Below are 16716 nucleotides of genomic sequence, written 5' to 3'. Positions count from 1 at the left end.
GCAAATTCTATTCGCCTAATACTTTTCAAACATTCTCTTAGGAAAAGCTTACCGCTTCCTAAGGTTATTTGATGCTATCTATGAAAAAAATAGATAACTATAGTCGCATCAAATAATCAAGGTGAAAATACTACGTTCTAGAGCGACTGCTTCCTCTCAAATTACTACTTTGTTAACAGTAAATAAATTTAGCTTGAGGTAAAAATGAGGCACGAAAAACTTTCTCCCGGATTACTTTTGGCATTTCGAGACTATCAAAATGAAGGAGATCAAGCTTTAGTTACACATAAGCGATCGCTTGGCATCATTGCCCACAAAAGCCCAGTCAAGCCTACTAAGAACATCGTTTTTATTTACTGCGACCATGATGCAGACTTAAGTTATTTATCACAATATAATATTGAAGTCAATCAAAACTCTGGAAGTGTGCGGACGGCTTTCTTACCGATAGAGAGTTTAGATGTCTTATCTGAAGAAGATATTATCCAACGCATTAAGCCATCACGCAAACTTCATTTGAGGATGGACACTGCAATGGAAACAGTCAAATTACCGGAGTTCCAGAACAAAACCGGATTGACTGGTAAAGGAGTAATTATCGGCATTATAGACAGTGGCATTGATCCGAAACACCCCGCCTTTGCTGGACGAATTTTACACATTTGGGATCAAACACTGCCGGGGCCCGGAGTCACGGAGGGCGGCTATGGGGCTGAATTGACGGGGGCGCAACTGACAATTTCTCAGGATACTGGCGGTCATGGTACTCACGTTGCGGGAATTGCCGCCGGTGCCGATGCTAGCTATGGCGGTATAGCACCAGAAGCGGAATTAGTTGTTGTCAGGTCAGATTTACAGGATGCCCACATTGCTGATGCTGTGCGTTACATTTTCCGAGTTGCTAGAGAATTGGGACGCCCAGCAGTGGTAAATCTCAGCTTGGGTGGACACGCTGATGCCCATGATGGTAGTGATTCCTTATCCAAAGTCATTGATGCCGAAACTGGCCCTGGAAGAATTATTTGCTGTGCTGCGGGTAACGAAGGAAACCATAACATTCATGGAGAAGCGACAATACCCAGTGGACGCACTTGTGGTATGCGCTTTAATGTTCCTTTGAATCAAATAAGCATAGTTTGGTTAAACGCTTGGTATTCCAAAGATAGCGAATTGGAAGTGTCCCTGCGGAGTCCTAACGGTTTTGTCACCCCCTTCCAAAAAATAATTACTCAGGGTAATTCCGCACAAGATTATCAGTTACCAGATGCACGAGTGCAATTAGCGACACCAGCGCCAGACCAAGCCAACGGCGACCATAATTTCTTTGTGCAAATACGCGGTATTGACCCCTCGCCAGTTATGGGAGGTATTTGGCAGCTGCGAGTCCGCAACACTTCTTCAACTGACACAAGTTTGAATGTGTGGACTATAGATGACACTTCATCAGTGTTTTTTACAGGTAAAAGTGTGAAGGATGCGGTAAAAATTGGTTCGCCGGGAGCCGCCAGCAGTGCAATTACAGTTGCCGCCTATACGACTAGAACCAAGTACACAGATATTGATAACAAAGAGCAAGAAATGGGGTTAGAATTGCATACTATTTCGGAGTTCAGTAGTGAAGGGCCACTACGGAATAGTGGACACAAGCCGGATGTAGCAGCACCAGGAGCAATGATTATTTCCACTCTTTCCGCCGATGCAAATTTTGACCGCTCATCGATGATTAATTCCAAGTTTGTGGTACGGGCTGGTACGAGTATGGCGACACCCTTCGTTAGTGGATTAGTTGCACTGCTGTTGCAGCGAGATCCTAAACTTAATCCGGCTGCTGTGAAAGACTTGCTACGTAAAAATAGTACAATTCCTGGAAAACCCCCAGGCACATTTGATGAAAAATGGGGTTATGGAGTGATTAACGCAGCTAATCTGTAATTAGACTGAGAGACGCGATATATATATTAAATACGATAAATATATCGCGTCTCTAGAGGATTGCAGTTAATCTGTAATTGTAAGTAGAAATTAGGTATCGGCTCAATTAAGTAGGGGTAGCAGAGGAAATTAAGGTCAACGAGGGACTAGAGACTAGCATTGCTACGTCTTTTCATTCTTTTTCACTCCTATGTCTAGTATGGTAATTCTGGATGTTCTAAAACCAAAAGCAACTCAGAAACTTTTGCCGTAGTTGCACGATCTTCTTTCTTTGCCACCCCATTTATCGAGTTGATAGAAAATTTGTGCAAGTCTATACGAAGATGGGCAATGAAAAATCATAAATTTGATAAATTGGTTTTGAGATCGGCTAAAAATTGCCCGCCTTTTTTACCAAGGAATTACTGATGAATTATCAAAAGCTAGATGCTGCACTTGCTACAGCGCTAAATGATGTTCAAAACTTAGAGGAACCCAGTTTGGCGGTTTTTATCTATACCGTACCAGTTTTAGACTCGACTGCAACTGCTGTTTTAGAAAGTTTAGGCGTTAGTGGTGTTAGCAGTGGCAAAGATATTTTCACGGCAACACTGTCACCAAATGCCATTTCCCAGCTATCAGAGCAAACTTGGGTAAAGTATCTGAAGCGATCACAGCAATTGCATTTGGTCAATCAGAGGAAAAGTTTAGGTAGCTTTAGTGTTTGATATAATTCTCCAAAAATAGTTCTTTGTTTATTTGCTGGGTATAGCGTTCACCGAAGTGTTGGCGCAGCCATCGCCCCCCATTCCTCATACCAATTAATACAAATGTTCTGATTGTCTACTTCTAGGCAGCATTATCTGTCACTAATAGTATTTTGTAAAATTCATCCCTGAGAATATTTGATCCCCCCTTACCTGTGGTGGCAGACAGTCCTAAACTGAGAGTGAGAGTTGAAAGGCAGTCGGGAGAAATTTTGTGAAAAAAGTATTATCAATCATCCTTGGTGGTGGCGCGGGTACTCGGCTTTACCCGCTAACCAAACTACGCGCTAAACCAGCAGTACCAGTAGCGGGAAAGTACCGCCTAATCGATATCCCTGTCAGTAACTGTATCAATTCCGAAATATTCAAAATCTACGTCCTGACACAATTCAACTCAGCTTCTCTGAATCGTCACATCGCCCGTACCTATAACTTTACTGGCTTCAGTGAAGGCTTTGTGGAAGTGCTAGCGGCACAACAAACACCAGAAAACCCTAACTGGTTCCAAGGTACAGCCGATGCTGTGCGTCAGTATCTGTGGTTAATGGAAGAATGGAATGTAGAAGAATATCTAATTCTCTCAGGCGATCACCTCTACCGCATGGATTATCGCCACTTTATCCAGCGCCATAGGGAAACGGGGGCTGATATTACTCTTTCAGTCATCCCCATCGATGAGCGCCGCGCCTCTGATTTTGGCTTGATGAAAATTGATGATTCTGGTAGGGTAATCGATTTTAGCGAAAAACCTAAAGGTGAAGCATTAATCCAAATGCGCGTTGATACAAGCGTACTGGGATTATCAAAAGAACAAGCCCAGCAACAGCCTTACATCGCCTCAATGGGGATTTATGTCTTTAAAAAAGAAGTTTTGTTCAAGTTGTTGAGAGAAGGTATAGAAAGGACTGATTTCGGCAAAGAAATTATTCCTGATGCCTCTAAAGATTACAACGTTCAAGCTTATCTATTTGATGACTATTGGGAAGATATTGGAACAATTGAGGCATTTTATCATGCCAATCTAGCCCTAACTCAGCAGCCCCAGCCACCATTTAGTTTCTACGATGAACAGGCACCAATTTATACCCGCGCTCGCTACTTACCTCCAAGTAAACTTTTAGATTGCCAGGTAACAGAATCAATTATTGGCGAAGGTTGTATTTTGAAAAATTGCCGCATTCAACATTCAGTTTTAGGAGTGCGATCGCGAATTGAATCTGGCTGCCTCATCGAAGAATCTTTACTGATGGGTGCAGATTTTTACCAAGCTTCTGTAGAACGCCAATCCAATGTAGAACAAGGTGACATTCCTGTAGGTATTGGTGCTGACTCGATTATTCGCCGTGCCATCATTGATAAAAACGCCAGTATCGGTCATGATGTCAAAATTATCAATAAAGATAGCGTGCAAGAAGCTGACCGCGAAAGTCAAGGTTTCTACATCCGTAGTGGCATCGTCGTTGTGCTGAAAAATGCTGTCATTCCCGATGGAACTATCATTTAATAGTTAGGAGTTAGGAGTTAGGAGTTATGAGTTAATGACTAAAAATTCTGATTGCTCCTCACTCCTCACTTTTAATTCTTCACTTCTAACTTCTCACTCCTCACTTTTTTTGTTAATTGGTCTTCCAGGTAGCGGTAAGTCAACTTTTGCTAAACAATTGCTAGCAGAATGCCCCCAGATGCCACTGATTTCTACGGATGGTATCCGGGGGCAACTGTTTGGTTCCCAAGCTATTCAAGGGCCGTGGCTGGTGATTTGGCGGGAAGTAGGACGGCAATTTCAGCAAGCTATTTCTACAAATAATACAGCTATTTTCGATGCCACCAATGCCCAGCGCCGCCATCGCCGTGAAGTTATTGCTTTAGCCCGTGAATCGGGTTTTACCGACATTACGGCAATTTGGGTGGATACGCCAGTGTGGCTGTGTTTAGCACGTAATAAAAAGCGATCGCGCCAAGTTCCTGAAGAAATCATCTTGCGGATGCACCGTCAACTTCGAGATGCTCCTCCAAGCCTGGAAGAAGGGCTAGACAAGCTGATCCGCTTATCAGAAAAATCGAAGTACGGAAATTGCGATCGCTTGTTGAGCGAGAACCACACTTGATTTTCTATATTCTTTGTTAATTTAAAGTCAGATTCTCAATGCTTTGGCACTATACCGGGCAAACCAACATCTTTTATCTTAAAAAAACATAACAAGAATTTCTATAGGAGGCTAGTAGATACATGGCTGCAACCGACTTCAAAGACTATTACGCAATTTTGGGAGTTAGTAAGACTGCCACTCAAGATGAGATTAAGCAAGCCTTTCGTAAACTAGCCCGCAAATATCACCCTGATGTCAACCCAAATAACAAACAGGCAGAAGCACGCTTCAAAGAAGTTAGCGAAGCCTACGAAGTTGTGTCAGATGTAGATAAACGCAAAAAATATGACCAATTCGGTCAATATTGGAAACAAGCTGGTGAAGGTTTCCCCTCTGGCGGCGCTGGTGTTGATATGGGTGGCTTTGACTTCAGTCAATACGGAAATTTTGATGAGTTCATTAATGAGTTGCTGGGACGCTTTGGTGGTGCTACCCCTCGCGGTGGGCGACAAAGTTACTCACAACAAAATAATAATTACTCAAATTACTCACAAAATTACTCTTACCGCAGTTCCACAGGTGCGACGAGTGGTTTTAGCGGCGGCTTTAACGATTATGGGTTTGGTGATACAGGTACGGGTACTTCCCAAGATAGTGAAGCTGCGATCGCTCTAACTTTTGCTGAAGCATTTAATGGTGTGCAAAAGCGCTTCAGTTTAGGTAACGAAACAATTGATGTTCGTATCCCATCTGGCGCTAAACCTGGTACTCGTCTGCGCGTGCGGGGCAAAGGTCAAATCAACCCGATGACTCAACAACGAGGGGATTTATACTTAAAAGTCGAACTTCAGCCGCACTCGTTTTTCCAAATGGAAGGCGATAACTTGGTGTGCGAAGTGCCAATCACGCCAGATGAAGCTACTTTAGGAGCGTCTATTGATGTACCCACTCCCGATGGTTTAGTTAATGTCAAGCTACCAGCAGGAGTGCGTTCTGGTCAATCGCTGCGTTTACGTGGCAAAGGTTGGCCCCTCGCTAAGGGTGGACGTGGCGATCAGCTGGTGAAGGTGGCGATCGCACCACCAAAAGACCTCAGCCAGCAAGAGCGGGAATATTATGAAAAAATCCGGGCTATACGTACTTATAATCCCCGCAGTCATTTGCAACAAGTCAAGCTGTAAAAATTTAGCTTTGTAGAGACGGTCAATTTACCATCTCTACATTGACTAGCTATGAATTTGCTGCGTGTTTCTCGCTACTATGATGGACTTTAACGCTTCCATTGCTTCTGGTGTAGCCTCGGTAGCTTGCCATGTTGTCCGTGCAGCTAACCGATCGTGCCAAGCATTCACCTTTGGATAATCACTTAAGGAAATGCCTACTTGTGGCAGCCATATTACTACAGTTCCAGCCACAACCTCAGCTAAAGTTAAGTTTTGACTACCAAAGTAAGGGCGATCGTCAAGCAAATTTTCAAAAAGCTTCAGCACTGTTGAAATTTTTTGCTTTGCCTGCTCGATTTTTTCTGGATCTTCCCCAGGTAAGCCCAATACCTGAGGTAAAAACGTGGTGGTTGCTGGCAAAAGCTCATTTACAGTTACCAGTTGTACCATGCGTGCGATCGCTAAATCTTTGGCATCTTTAGGCAACATCGCAGGTGTGGGATATTTTGCTTCTAAATAGTCCAAAATTGCCAAAGATTCCACTACCTTAAAGCCATCATCCACCAAAGCTGGAATGTGATGGAAAGGACTAATTGCCAAAAACTCTGATTTAAACTGCTCCCCATCCAGTTTTATCTCTACTAATTCAAAGTCAAGTCCTTTTTCTAGCAGAGTAATCCAGACGCGGCGGGAGTTAGGAGAAATCGACGAATGATAAAGCGTCAGCACCATAAAACCTCACAATTTCATGAGTAGGGTGGGCATTACCATTTACACATTACACTCAATTGAATTGTTTTAACAAAGTCTCAATACTAGCATTGTGATCCAAAAAAGAAAATAAATGCCAGTAGCGCAGTTTTCCTTCTTTATCTAATACGAACTGTGCTGGCAAAGGCGCTCCTAATGCTTGCCCTACTTGATAGGTACGAAACACTCGACAACTAGGATCGCTCAATAACGGCATTTTTAAGCCCAAATCCCTCACAACTATTTGACTCTGCCGTTCATCGGTACTAGTAATCATTAAAACTTCTATACCGCTATTCTTAAACTGCTCATAATTTTCATTTAAAGCTTTGATGTGAGGAAAACAAAAAGGGCAATATTGTTTTTCAGTAAAGATGCGAGTAAAGGCGAGTAAAACTGGTTGCTTGCCTTTATAATCAGACAATTTTACTAAAGTTCCATTGGTAATATCTGGGAGTTGAAAATCTGGCGTTCCTACTCCCAACCTGAGTTTATTTGTTGCTGGAACTGGTAAAAAATTGCGGAAGAATCGCTCGTTTAATAAGCCACTAAAATCAGTTGAAGTAAGCATAATACTATTTTTGATTTTTGATTTGAGATTTTGGATTGTCAAAGAGTTATTGATAATTAATTTTTGGCATTTTATTTATCACAATCATTGTTCAGATTGGTATATTTTTAACATTATTTAAAAAACCACAGATAGATACCGAGGTTGACACTGTTTAATGTGTATCTCTGTTTATCTGTGGTTTTCGTTGATTTCAACTCCAACAGGATGGATTAGATCCTAACTAGGGAAATTTAGACAGCAGAGAAGTAGACTTTAGACTTCACTGGGTCAGGATTCATTGTCTTGTCACCAGGTTGCCAACCGGCTGGGCAAACTTCATCGGGGTGAGACTGAACATATTGAAGTGCTTGTAATGTCCGCAAGGTTTCATCAACGCTGCGACCAAAAGCTAGGTTGTTGATCGTGGCGTGCTGTATAATACCATCTTTATCAATGATGAACAGACCACGCAAGGCAATGCCTGCTGCTGGGTCAAGAACGTTGTAAGCGGCGCTAATCTCTTTTTTGATGTCGGAGACTAGAGGATAATTCAGGTCGCCCACGCCACCAGACTTACGATCTGTTTGAATCCAAGCGAGGTGGGAGAATTCACTATCAACAGAAGCCCCAAGGACTTCTGTATTGATTTTCTTGAATTCTTCGTAGCGATCGCTAAATGCTGTGATTTCAGTGGGACAAACAAAGGTAAAGTCTAGTGGGTAGAAAAACAGGACGACATACTTACCGCGATAATCGGAAAGTTTGATTGTCTTAAATTCCTGATCTACCACAGCCGTTGCTGTGAAATCGGGAGCTTGTTGACCAACGCGGAGGCTTCCTTCGGTTCCGTAAGTAAGGGACATTAACCTAATTCTCCTTTATCGGTTTAGTAGCGTTGGAATTTGGGTCAAGTAAAATTCACCCATCCACGCTCTCACAGTTTAATTACGATCTGTTACGACTATATCATACTCATAACGATTTTGAGTAGCAAATGCTTGATTTAGATACAAGAGAATGGTTGCTTACCAATGGCTTAGGAAGTTTTGCCAGTGGTACAGTTTCGGATGTCCGCACACGTACTTATCACGGTTGGCTGTTTGCCGCTACAAAGCCTCCTTCTGAGCGGACTCTGCTGTTTTCGCACCTAGAAGCTAGCTTGGAAGTATTAGGGAACGTTGTAGCACTGGGAACAAATTTTTGGGGTAACGGTCAGATTGAGCCGACAGGCTACGAATTGCTACGCTGTTTTGATATTAACCCAGTTCCAAAATGGATTTGGGGTCAAGATAACTGGCAGTTAACCAGACAATTGGTGATGCCCTATGGTTGGGAAGGGAGTAGCGAATGGGGAGTAGGGAGTAGGGAAGAGAATCATAGTACAGACGCGATTAATCGTGTCTCTCGCCACTCTCGATTTTGCCATCGAACTTTAATCCAATACCGCTACGAGGGAAGTGACACAGCGATTTTACGCCTGCGACTGCTGATAGCAGAACGTAACTTTCATCACCAGCAAGCTGCTAATCCAGGATTACAGTTCTCACAATTGCTTGGGGAACAGCAAATCTGTCTGCAAGCAAAAAATTCTAAGAATTTCGGTATACCTTGGCACTTACGCTGGACACAAGGAAGATATCAAACAGATGCAGTTTGGTATTGGAATTATGGATTGCCTGAGGAGACAAAACGGGGATTAGGCGACAAAGAAGACCTTTACAGTCCTGGTTACTTGATAGTTACACTGCAACCAGGAGATACAGTCACTCTAGAAGCACGAGTAGGTTTTCCCGACTCGACGGCAGGTGTTCTCACCGACGAAACCTTTGCAGAAGCAGTAGAGGCAGAGCAAAAACGGCTCTCCCAGATTTTTGGATGGAGGCAGGGAGGCAGAGGAGCAGTGAGCAGGGAGCAGGGAGCAAGGGAGAATTTTCCCCTCTGCCCCCCACACCCCGCGCCTCTGCCTCTTTTCAATGCCCAATGTCCAATGCCCGATGCCCAATCTACAATTTGGCAACAACTACTTAAAGCAAGCGATCAGTTTATCGTCTATCGAGCCTCAATTCCAGGCCCTGCGGTCATTGCTGGTTATCACTGGTTTAATGACTGGGGACGCGACACATTAATTGCTTTACCTGGTTTGGCACTAGTTCCACGGCGCTTTGACTTGGCAAAAGGAATATTGCGGACTTTTGGGCATTATTGCCGCCACGGTTTGATTCCTAATGCATTTCTTGATCTCAATGGAGAACCAATTTATAACAGTATTGATGGGGCGTTGTGGTGGATTGAAACTTTAGGACTTTATTTAGAAGCTACCCAAGACTGGGAATTTTTGGCAGAGCAATTCCCTCTAGTACAGCAAATTTACAAAGCATTTGTTGGTGGTACACATTTCAATATCCAGATCGATGCCACCGATGGGTTAGTTAGTTGGGATGCTCCTGGTGTTGCCCTTACCTGGATGGATGTGGTAATTGGCGCATACCCCGTCACTCCTCGTTACGGTAAGCCAGTGGAAATCAATGCACTGTGGTATTCTGCTTTATGTTGGCTGAGTCAGTGGGCACAACGATTGAGCCAGCTTGAGTTTGGTGAGCCAGTGCGCCTCACGAAGCAAGCACAGCGTTATGCTCAACAAGCACAACGCGTGAAAACCTCGTTGCAAAAATTCTGGAATCCTCATCTGGGTTATTTGTACGATACTATTGAGCCAGATGATCGCCGGAATTTTCAAATTCGTCCCAATGCTGTTTTGGCGCTGTCGCTGCACCATTGCGCCTTTTCTGAACAGCAAGGGTGTCAAGTCTTAGATTTGGCAACTGTGAGCTTACTCACCCCCTATGGTCTTCGCAGTCTCGATCCAGGAGATCCCGAATACAAAGGCAGATATGAGGGTAATCAAGAGCAACGCGATCGCGCTTATCACCAAGGCACTGTTTGGGCTTGGTTAATTGGGCCGTATATTCGGGCTTGGCAACGTTTTTATCCACAGCGATCGCTGCCTTTTGATTGGCAACCTCTGCTAGATCACTTTCTATTTGACGCTTGTCTTGCTTCTATTTCTGAGATTTTTGATGGCGATGCACCTCATAAGCCCAGAGGAGCGATCGCTCAAGCTTGGTCAGTTGCCGAAGTCATCCGCCATATTAAATAGTGCTGAATATAATTTTCTTGACCAAGGAACTTCTAACCTGCTGAAAATATCGGCTGCTTACATCTTCTTATCAAGAACATAAATCTATCAATCAACTCATGAGCGAAGAGCGAGAAAGAGCCGATAATGATTCCCCGTGGAAAGAAATCCTAGAAGCTTACTTCCCACAAGCAATGCAATTTTTCTTTCCGCAAACAGCAGCACTAATTAATTGGGAACGTCCCCACGAGTTTCTTGATAAAGAATTTCAACAAATAGACCGGGAAGCAGAACTTGGTAGAAGATATGCAGATAAATTGGTCAAAGTCTGGAAAATTCGAGGAGAGGAAATTTGGCTGTTGATTCATGTCGAAATTCAGGCAAAATCAGAAGATAATTTTGCTCAAAGGATGTTTTCTTATAACCTGCGAATTTTTGACAAATTTGCTAAACCAGCCATTAGCCTAGCAATTTTGTGCGATGCTGACTGGACTTGGAGACCAAATCAATACAGTTATAATTATCCCGATTGTGGTTTGCATTTTAGATTTGGAACCGTCAAACTGCTCGATTATCAAAATCGATGGACAGAGTTAGAAAAAAGCGATGATCCCTTTGCGACGGTGGTAATGGCACATTTGAAAACCCAGCAAACTACTAAACAACTGGGAGAAAGGAAAACGTGGAAATTTAAGTTTAATTTGGCGATTGTATGAACAAGGGCTGCAAGAAAGGGATATTCGCAATCTCTATCGTTTTATTGATTGGGTTATGATTTTACCAAAAGGATTAGAAGCAGAATTTTCGCAGGAGTTTAAACTTTTGCTTTCTTCAGCAAACCCTACTTATAATTTTTAAAGTGGCTCAGGTTGGAATTGAACCAACGACCTCAGGCTTATGAGTCCCGCGCTCTAACCAACTGAGCTACTGAGCCATCTCTTTCCAAATTATCAACTAATATAGCATATAAATTTGCTCAAGGCTAGCACTTTTACAAATTTCTTACAGCTTTCATCTCTGTTGAGGCAATAGAAAGCAAAAGAGGGAGGTTAAACTCCCTCAATAAACAAGGCAATGATTTCGTTAAAGACAGCTAGGAATTACATGCGTTCCGGTAACATAGCTATTGGATTAACAGCACCCTTGCCTGATGGATGGATTTCAAAGTGGGTGTGTGGCCCAGTACTGTGACCAGTGCTACCCATTAAAGCAATTGTTTCTCCTTGATTTACCTGCTGACCAGGTTGCACCAGAATCTTGCTGTTATGAGCATAGCGAGTCGTGCTGCCATCAGGATGGCGGATTTGAACAAGGTTACCGTAACCACCTTTATTCCAACCAGCCTTTTCTATCGTCCCCTCAGCTGAGGCGACAACTGGCGTGCCCGTGGAGTTAGCAACGTCAATTCCCTTGTGCGGTCTTCCCCAACGCATACCAAAGCCAGAAGTGAGAGTGCCCTTTGCTGGCCAGGTGTAAGCTATGGTTGAAGTCGATGGAGGAGGCGTAAGTTCGTCAATAGGTCTGGGCAGATATTGATCAACTGCTGCCAAAGATGGTAGTACCTGTGGTGTAACTGTCCTTCCCCGCATCATTCCTAAGGAGTCAGAGGCATTTACTCTTCCAGAAGGCGTTGCAACCTTTACCTTTATGGCAGATGGGGTGCTAGAAGGAGTCCACTGACTAGCAGACCCTAGATTAGGTAAGAACTCTGGGTTTGCTACCTCGCTAGGGCGTACAGAAGTACGGAATTGGGGCTTAATTGGCTGAACGCTATAGTTACTCCGAATCGGTGTAGGAACTGGAATTTGGATTGCTACAGTATTGGGTCGAGCCGCATTGGGTACAGTGAAATTATTAGGGGTAGAAATAGGAGTGAGCATTGCAGCATTATTAGTTTCAGAAGCTGCTGCTGACACAACTGAGTTACCAGACTGTTGAGTGCGATATTTCTGCTGTAACCTCTGAATTTCCGCTTGTAAGCTCCGCAAACGGTCATTATTGTTATTGTTGACCCTTGCTACCCTATTTGCTAGTGTTTTAGGCTGTTGCATTTCGGCAAAAGCTTGTGGCACTGCAATGTCACCACCGACGCCAGAAGAACTAGCCGTGGGGGCTGTTTCTAAGTCGGTCGCACTATTTGCCTGAACCTGAACAGTTACCGGTGTAGGGACGGTAATGTTACTGTTGTCGGCAATAGCTGGTGATTGTGAACTAGGTAAATATGAGTTGGCACTACCAATATTTATAGGCGAGTTGTCTACTTTTGGAGCTTTGCTGGACTCTACAAAAGTAGTACTCGCTACAGTGGGGTTACTTGCTACAGTTGCCTCAATTTGAACAGCAGGAATAATTAGTTGTTGACTAATTTTCAGTTCATTTGGATTATTGAGGTTATTTGCCTCGATTAGTTTTGATACGGAAGTGTTATATCTGCTGGCGATCGCTGCTAGTGTATCTCCGGGCTTAACTTCGTAGGCTGTTCGAGTCGAGGACGCAATAACTGTTGGTGTAGCTAGTGGTTTTAGGGCAGTCGTCTGTGTCTTCTGTTTTAACTTCGATATCAAGTTCGCTTTGCTTGCATCGCCAGAAGTGTCCAACTGGGCTAATACAGTCTTCTCAACTACAGTTGTTGGCGCAGCCAACCCCATATCAGCTTGTGATAAATCTTTAGTCTCCCCAGACCGCAACTGTGCCAGACTGTTTCTTAAACGGTTCGATTTTTCTTGTAAGCGATTCAGTGCGAACTCTTGTTGCGCCTTAAGTTGTGCATTTATTTCACTGTTGGCAACGCCAACCGCAGCCACTGTTTGTGGCTGGGCAGTTAGTGATGCATTTGCAATACCAACACCATCAGCACTAGATTCAGACAGATTATTGACTGTTGGGAAACTAGCCTCAGCTAAGGTATTGTTTAATCCCTGTGCCACTTGGGGGTTCAGGTAGGTAGAATTTTTATAAACTGCTGTTCCTTGGGAAAACCTTTCTGATGCAGGAACTTGCAAAGACATTCCCTTTGCTGCAACTTGCCATTTAGCTTCAAGCCCAGGCACTTGTGAGACTGCCGTTGGTTCCACAATAACAGGATTTTCCGGCACGCTCGCTGATGAGACTGCTTGGGACTCCAGCTTTGTGGAGGCAAATTTCACCTCAGTGTCAGGAACAGCAGGAATTGTTGAGAAAGCCTTTTGGCTCCCTACAGGCACTGCTGCTTGGGCTTGATCGCTTTGTCGAGTCACCAAAAGGCTGGTTGCTCCCATAGAGATTGCCAAGCCAATCATGGCGGCTTTTGTTCGCACCCGGCGGTTAACTTTTGGATTTATCACATTTAGCAGTTCTACCGGGGCATCATCGCTGCTGGGGTTATTGTTCAACACAGCTTTCACTCTCTTTTTCAATGCTCGTTTCAAAGACGACCTCCTATGATCACTAGCGCTTAACTGACCTCGATTTTTCAGTTGGATACTAGTAAATGATTTAGATCACAACGAATGATAGATCAAGATCACATTCACCAGAGATGCTTACGCAAGATTAACCTGCTTCTCTGATTTAAACAAGTTCACACGTATTAGCAAAACTTAAATTTTGCTGTGTTTACTTGTCCGAACCACTCCTCACACCACTTAGTACGTTTTACTTTTTACCATTGTCCGCCATTGTCTTGCGTCAATTGCGGGGACTGGACAAACTATTTGCCAAGTCCATAGTCGCTGCCGAGAATTAAATTGCTGCGACTTCTGGAAAAGTGATGCCCCCCACTGTAGATATCTTCAAGATATTTCTACCCAATCAGTCTTCTTAACACGAGACTTTACGTTGATTATTCCCTAAAAAACAACCGTATGATCTATTGGCTACTTTGGGGCTACTTTCTAACGTTGATCGAAGGAAAATGGCTCAAATCTTTAATGTGACTGAATTTAGCTGTTTTTACCTCCAATTTAAAATGCTTCAGATTCATCAAAATCTATCATTCAAATTTGGCAATATCCCAAGTTTTATATACAGATTTCTTATAATAACCTTCCTATCCTTGTAAGTATCTTCCACTACAATTTCAGAAAATAACCAATTTTAGGTATCTTGTTTTACATATTATTGCAGTAATCAAGAAAACCTTTACTGCCACAAATCGTTCATATAATAGACACCTAAGAATTTCATAAGTATATTTACTTATGATCATGAAGGTAAAGAACTATTGTAAATAGCCTAGCTGACGACGGGTTTCAAATAAGCTAATTGCTACACTCACTGAAAGATTCAAGCTGCGAACCCCCGGTTGGCTCATGGGAATATACAGAGTAGCATCGCAATTAGACAAAATTGCTGGTGGTAAGCCAGTAGTTTCACTACCAAACAGCAACCAATCATCTGGTTGAAACTGAAAACTGACGTAATTACAATTTCCACCGACACTAAAACCCAAGCATCTGCCTCCACGCTGCTGATGTACGGTTTTAAAGGCTTCTAGGGATTCATGATAGTGCAGTTTGACGTAAGGCCAGTAATCCAATCCTGCTCTTTTGAGGTAGCGATCGCTAATTTCAAATCCTAAAGGCCCCACCAAATGCAACTCTGTACCCGTAGCAGCACAAGTACGGGCAATATTACCTGTATTAGGAGGAATTTGTGGGTTAACTAAAACTACCTGTGGCATTGACCGTATAATCTACGTATTGTATAAAAAAATTTCTTGTCAATGTTAAATCTACCAAAGGGTAGAGGCGATTCATAGGTTTTGTTAATAATAATCAAGCATCCTTCATTAATTAGATTTTTAAAACGAAGTCCAAACCCTCCCAGAGCAATGTCTAAGAGGATGTTTAGTTAAAATCAGTAAATATTAAGTTTTGTGTAGAATCAGAAAGGGCTTGTGTTTTTTAGGGCTAGTACTGCAACGCGGAAGTCAAAAGTCACGCATAATTTTATTCCGAGCTTCTTGCACCATTTGAAATGGTGAACCAGCGCTGCGGGAGGGTTTCCCTCCGCAGGCGACTGGTGAACCCGAAGGGTATGTTTTTTTCCGCGCCCGCTTTACTAGTAGTCTGTCAATCTAGTGGTCTATCGTATTATTAGTTATGAGGGCTTCGTAGTAAGCACTGAAGTCCTTAAAGATTTAGGACTAAAGTCCTTACTACGAACTTTTTTACCCATCAAAATTAATGACATAAATTACTAGCCCCTGCCAAACATACTACCAAGGGCACGCGCCATATTTTGCGGTTGCATTGCATCCATTGCGGCGGTGGGTTCGTAGCCGCAGTGAACCATGCAATCGGCACACTTGGGATTACCACTCTTCTGACCGTATTGACTCCAGTCAGTTTGTGCGAGTAATTCCTTGAAGGTAGAGTAATAACCTTCGTTTAGGAGATAGCAAGGTTTTTGCCAGCCGAGAACGCTATAACTTGGGCTACCCCAAGGCGTGCATTCGTAGTCCTTTTCACCAGTGAGAAAATCTAAGAACAGTGGATTGTGATTGAAGTTCCAGTTTTTTTCACCAGCTTTGTAGGGAGCCAGAATTTGCCGGAAGAGGGTGCGTGTTTGTTCTCGGTGGAGAAAATGATCCTGATCTGGTGCCCACTCGTAACTGTAACCGGGAGAAATCATCATCCCGTCAGTATTTAGCGTTTCTAGAAAGTCAAAGAACTCTTGCATATCTTTGGGTTTAGTACCCTCAAAGATAGTGGTGTTAGTGGTGACACGAAAACCTTTAGCTTTAGCGGCACGAATCGCTTTGACAGCAATATCAAAAACACCTTTGCGATCAACGCACTGATCGTGCAACTCCCGCATCCCATCTAAATGGACACTAAAAGTCAGGTAAGGAGAAGGTTGAAACTTATCCAGACTCTTTTCTAACAACAAGCCATTAGTACACAAGTAAATATATTTCTTGCGCTCAATTAATCCCTGAACAATCTCATCAATCTGGGGATGTAGAAGCGGTTCTCCTCCAGGAATTGAGACAACCGGTGCGCCACACTCTTCCACTGCGGCAAAGCACTGTTCTGGGGTGAGATTTTGCTTTAAAATTTCCTTTGGATGTTGGATTTTACCACAACCAGTACAGGCTAGATTACACCGAAAAAGAGGTTCCAACATCAATACTAAAGGGAAGCGTTTACGTCCTTTCAAACGCTGGGTAACAAGATACTTCCCAATATCCATAGCTTGTTGTAAATTAACTGCCATTGTTGCGATCGCTCCTCTTTTAGATATGAAAACACCACGGGAAAAGAAAAAGCCCTGGCGAATAGAATTCGCGGCTATACAATAAGATAAAATTCAGGTTTTTTAACCCACGGAGGTGGGTTTTGCCTGTATAGATGCGGTTTCTAAC

General features: G+C 43.2%; 12 protein-coding genes, 1 tRNA gene and 1 pseudogene. 7 read left to right on the top strand and 7 right to left on the bottom strand.

The genetic code is table 11. The features are described 5' to 3' along the window. Window positions 1-204: 204 nt before the first annotated feature. From LC608_RS10880 to LC608_RS10860, 5 genes are all read left to right on the top strand, one after another. Complete coding sequence (locus LC608_RS10880; protein WP_229553538.1) at window positions 205-1932, top strand: S8 family serine peptidase; 1728 nt, start codon at window positions 205-207, stop codon at window positions 1930-1932. Window positions 1933-2339: 407 nt separating this feature from the next. Next, entirely contained in the window at window positions 2340-2639 is a 300-nt protein-coding gene (locus LC608_RS10875) for a hypothetical protein (protein ID WP_229553537.1), read from the top strand. 253 nt (window positions 2640-2892) lie between these two features. Further along, a complete protein-coding gene (locus tag LC608_RS10870) occupies window positions 2893-4182 on the top strand; it encodes a glucose-1-phosphate adenylyltransferase (RefSeq protein WP_229553536.1) in 1290 nt (429 codons plus the stop codon). 34 nt (window positions 4183-4216) lie between these two features. Beyond that, complete coding sequence (locus LC608_RS10865; protein ID WP_229553535.1) at window positions 4217-4786, top strand: AAA family ATPase; 570 nt, start codon at window positions 4217-4219, stop codon at window positions 4784-4786. Window positions 4787-4908: 122 nt separating this feature from the next. After that, window positions 4909-5949 carry a DnaJ C-terminal domain-containing protein gene (locus LC608_RS10860; RefSeq protein WP_229553534.1) on the top strand — a complete coding sequence of 347 codons (1041 nt, stop codon included), beginning with the start codon at window positions 4909-4911 and terminating at the stop codon, window positions 5947-5949. 45 nt (window positions 5950-5994) lie between these two features. Here the strand turns inward: LC608_RS10860 and LC608_RS10855 are convergent, their stop codons facing one another. The 3 genes from LC608_RS10855 to LC608_RS10845 form a co-directional block, all read right to left on the bottom strand. Next, window positions 5995-6660 (bottom strand): glutathione S-transferase family protein, encoded by a 666-nt coding sequence (locus LC608_RS10855; RefSeq protein ID WP_229553574.1) that lies wholly within the window; start codon window positions 6658-6660, stop codon window positions 5995-5997. A 55-nt stretch (window positions 6661-6715) separates the two neighbouring features. Further along, window positions 6716-7252, bottom strand: coding sequence for a peroxiredoxin (locus LC608_RS10850; protein WP_229553533.1), 537 nt, complete (start codon window positions 7250-7252; stop codon window positions 6716-6718). 233 nt (window positions 7253-7485) lie between these two features. Continuing rightward, window positions 7486-8097: a peroxiredoxin gene (locus tag LC608_RS10845; protein ID WP_229553532.1), complete on the bottom strand. Its 612-nt coding sequence runs from the start codon at window positions 8095-8097 to the stop codon at window positions 7486-7488. 131 nt (window positions 8098-8228) lie between these two features. Here LC608_RS10845 and LC608_RS10840 point away from each other — a divergent pair, with 131 nt between their 5' ends. Together LC608_RS10840 and LC608_RS10835 are read left to right on the top strand one after the other, a co-directional pair. After that, a complete protein-coding gene (locus tag LC608_RS10840; protein ID WP_229553531.1) occupies window positions 8229-10391 on the top strand; it encodes an amylo-alpha-1,6-glucosidase in 2163 nt (720 codons plus the stop codon). A gap of 98 nt (window positions 10392-10489) precedes the next feature. After that, a pseudogene (locus LC608_RS10835) lies at window positions 10490-11189 on the top strand (hypothetical protein); the annotation flags it as partial. A 41-nt stretch (window positions 11190-11230) separates the two neighbouring features. Here the strand turns inward: LC608_RS10835 and LC608_RS10830 are convergent. The 4 genes from LC608_RS10830 to hpnH all read right to left on the bottom strand — a co-directional run bounded on the left by LC608_RS10830 (window position 11231) and on the right by hpnH (window position 16568). Further along, window positions 11231-11304: transfer RNA gene (locus tag LC608_RS10830), tRNA-Met, on the bottom strand. A gap of 166 nt (window positions 11305-11470) precedes the next feature. Continuing rightward, window positions 11471-13777, bottom strand: coding sequence for a peptidoglycan DD-metalloendopeptidase family protein (locus LC608_RS10825; RefSeq protein ID WP_229553530.1), 2307 nt, complete (start codon window positions 13775-13777; stop codon window positions 11471-11473). A gap of 791 nt (window positions 13778-14568) precedes the next feature. Next, window positions 14569-15030, bottom strand: coding sequence for a tRNA (cytidine(34)-2'-O)-methyltransferase (locus tag LC608_RS10820; RefSeq protein ID WP_229553529.1), 462 nt, complete (start codon window positions 15028-15030; stop codon window positions 14569-14571). 518 nt (window positions 15031-15548) lie between these two features. Beyond that, window positions 15549-16568: an adenosyl-hopene transferase HpnH gene (hpnH, locus tag LC608_RS10815; protein WP_229553528.1), complete on the bottom strand. Its 1020-nt coding sequence runs from the start codon at window positions 16566-16568 to the stop codon at window positions 15549-15551. Window positions 16569-16716: the final 148 nt, after the last annotated feature.

It is taken from the genome of Nostoc sp. XA010 (genome assembly GCF_020829625.1).
Classification (GTDB): domain Bacteria; phylum Cyanobacteriota; class Cyanobacteriia; order Cyanobacteriales; family Nostocaceae; genus Nostoc.
The sequence above is the reverse complement of the archived record's forward strand: the minus strand, read 5'-3'. Positions and strand labels throughout refer to the sequence as shown.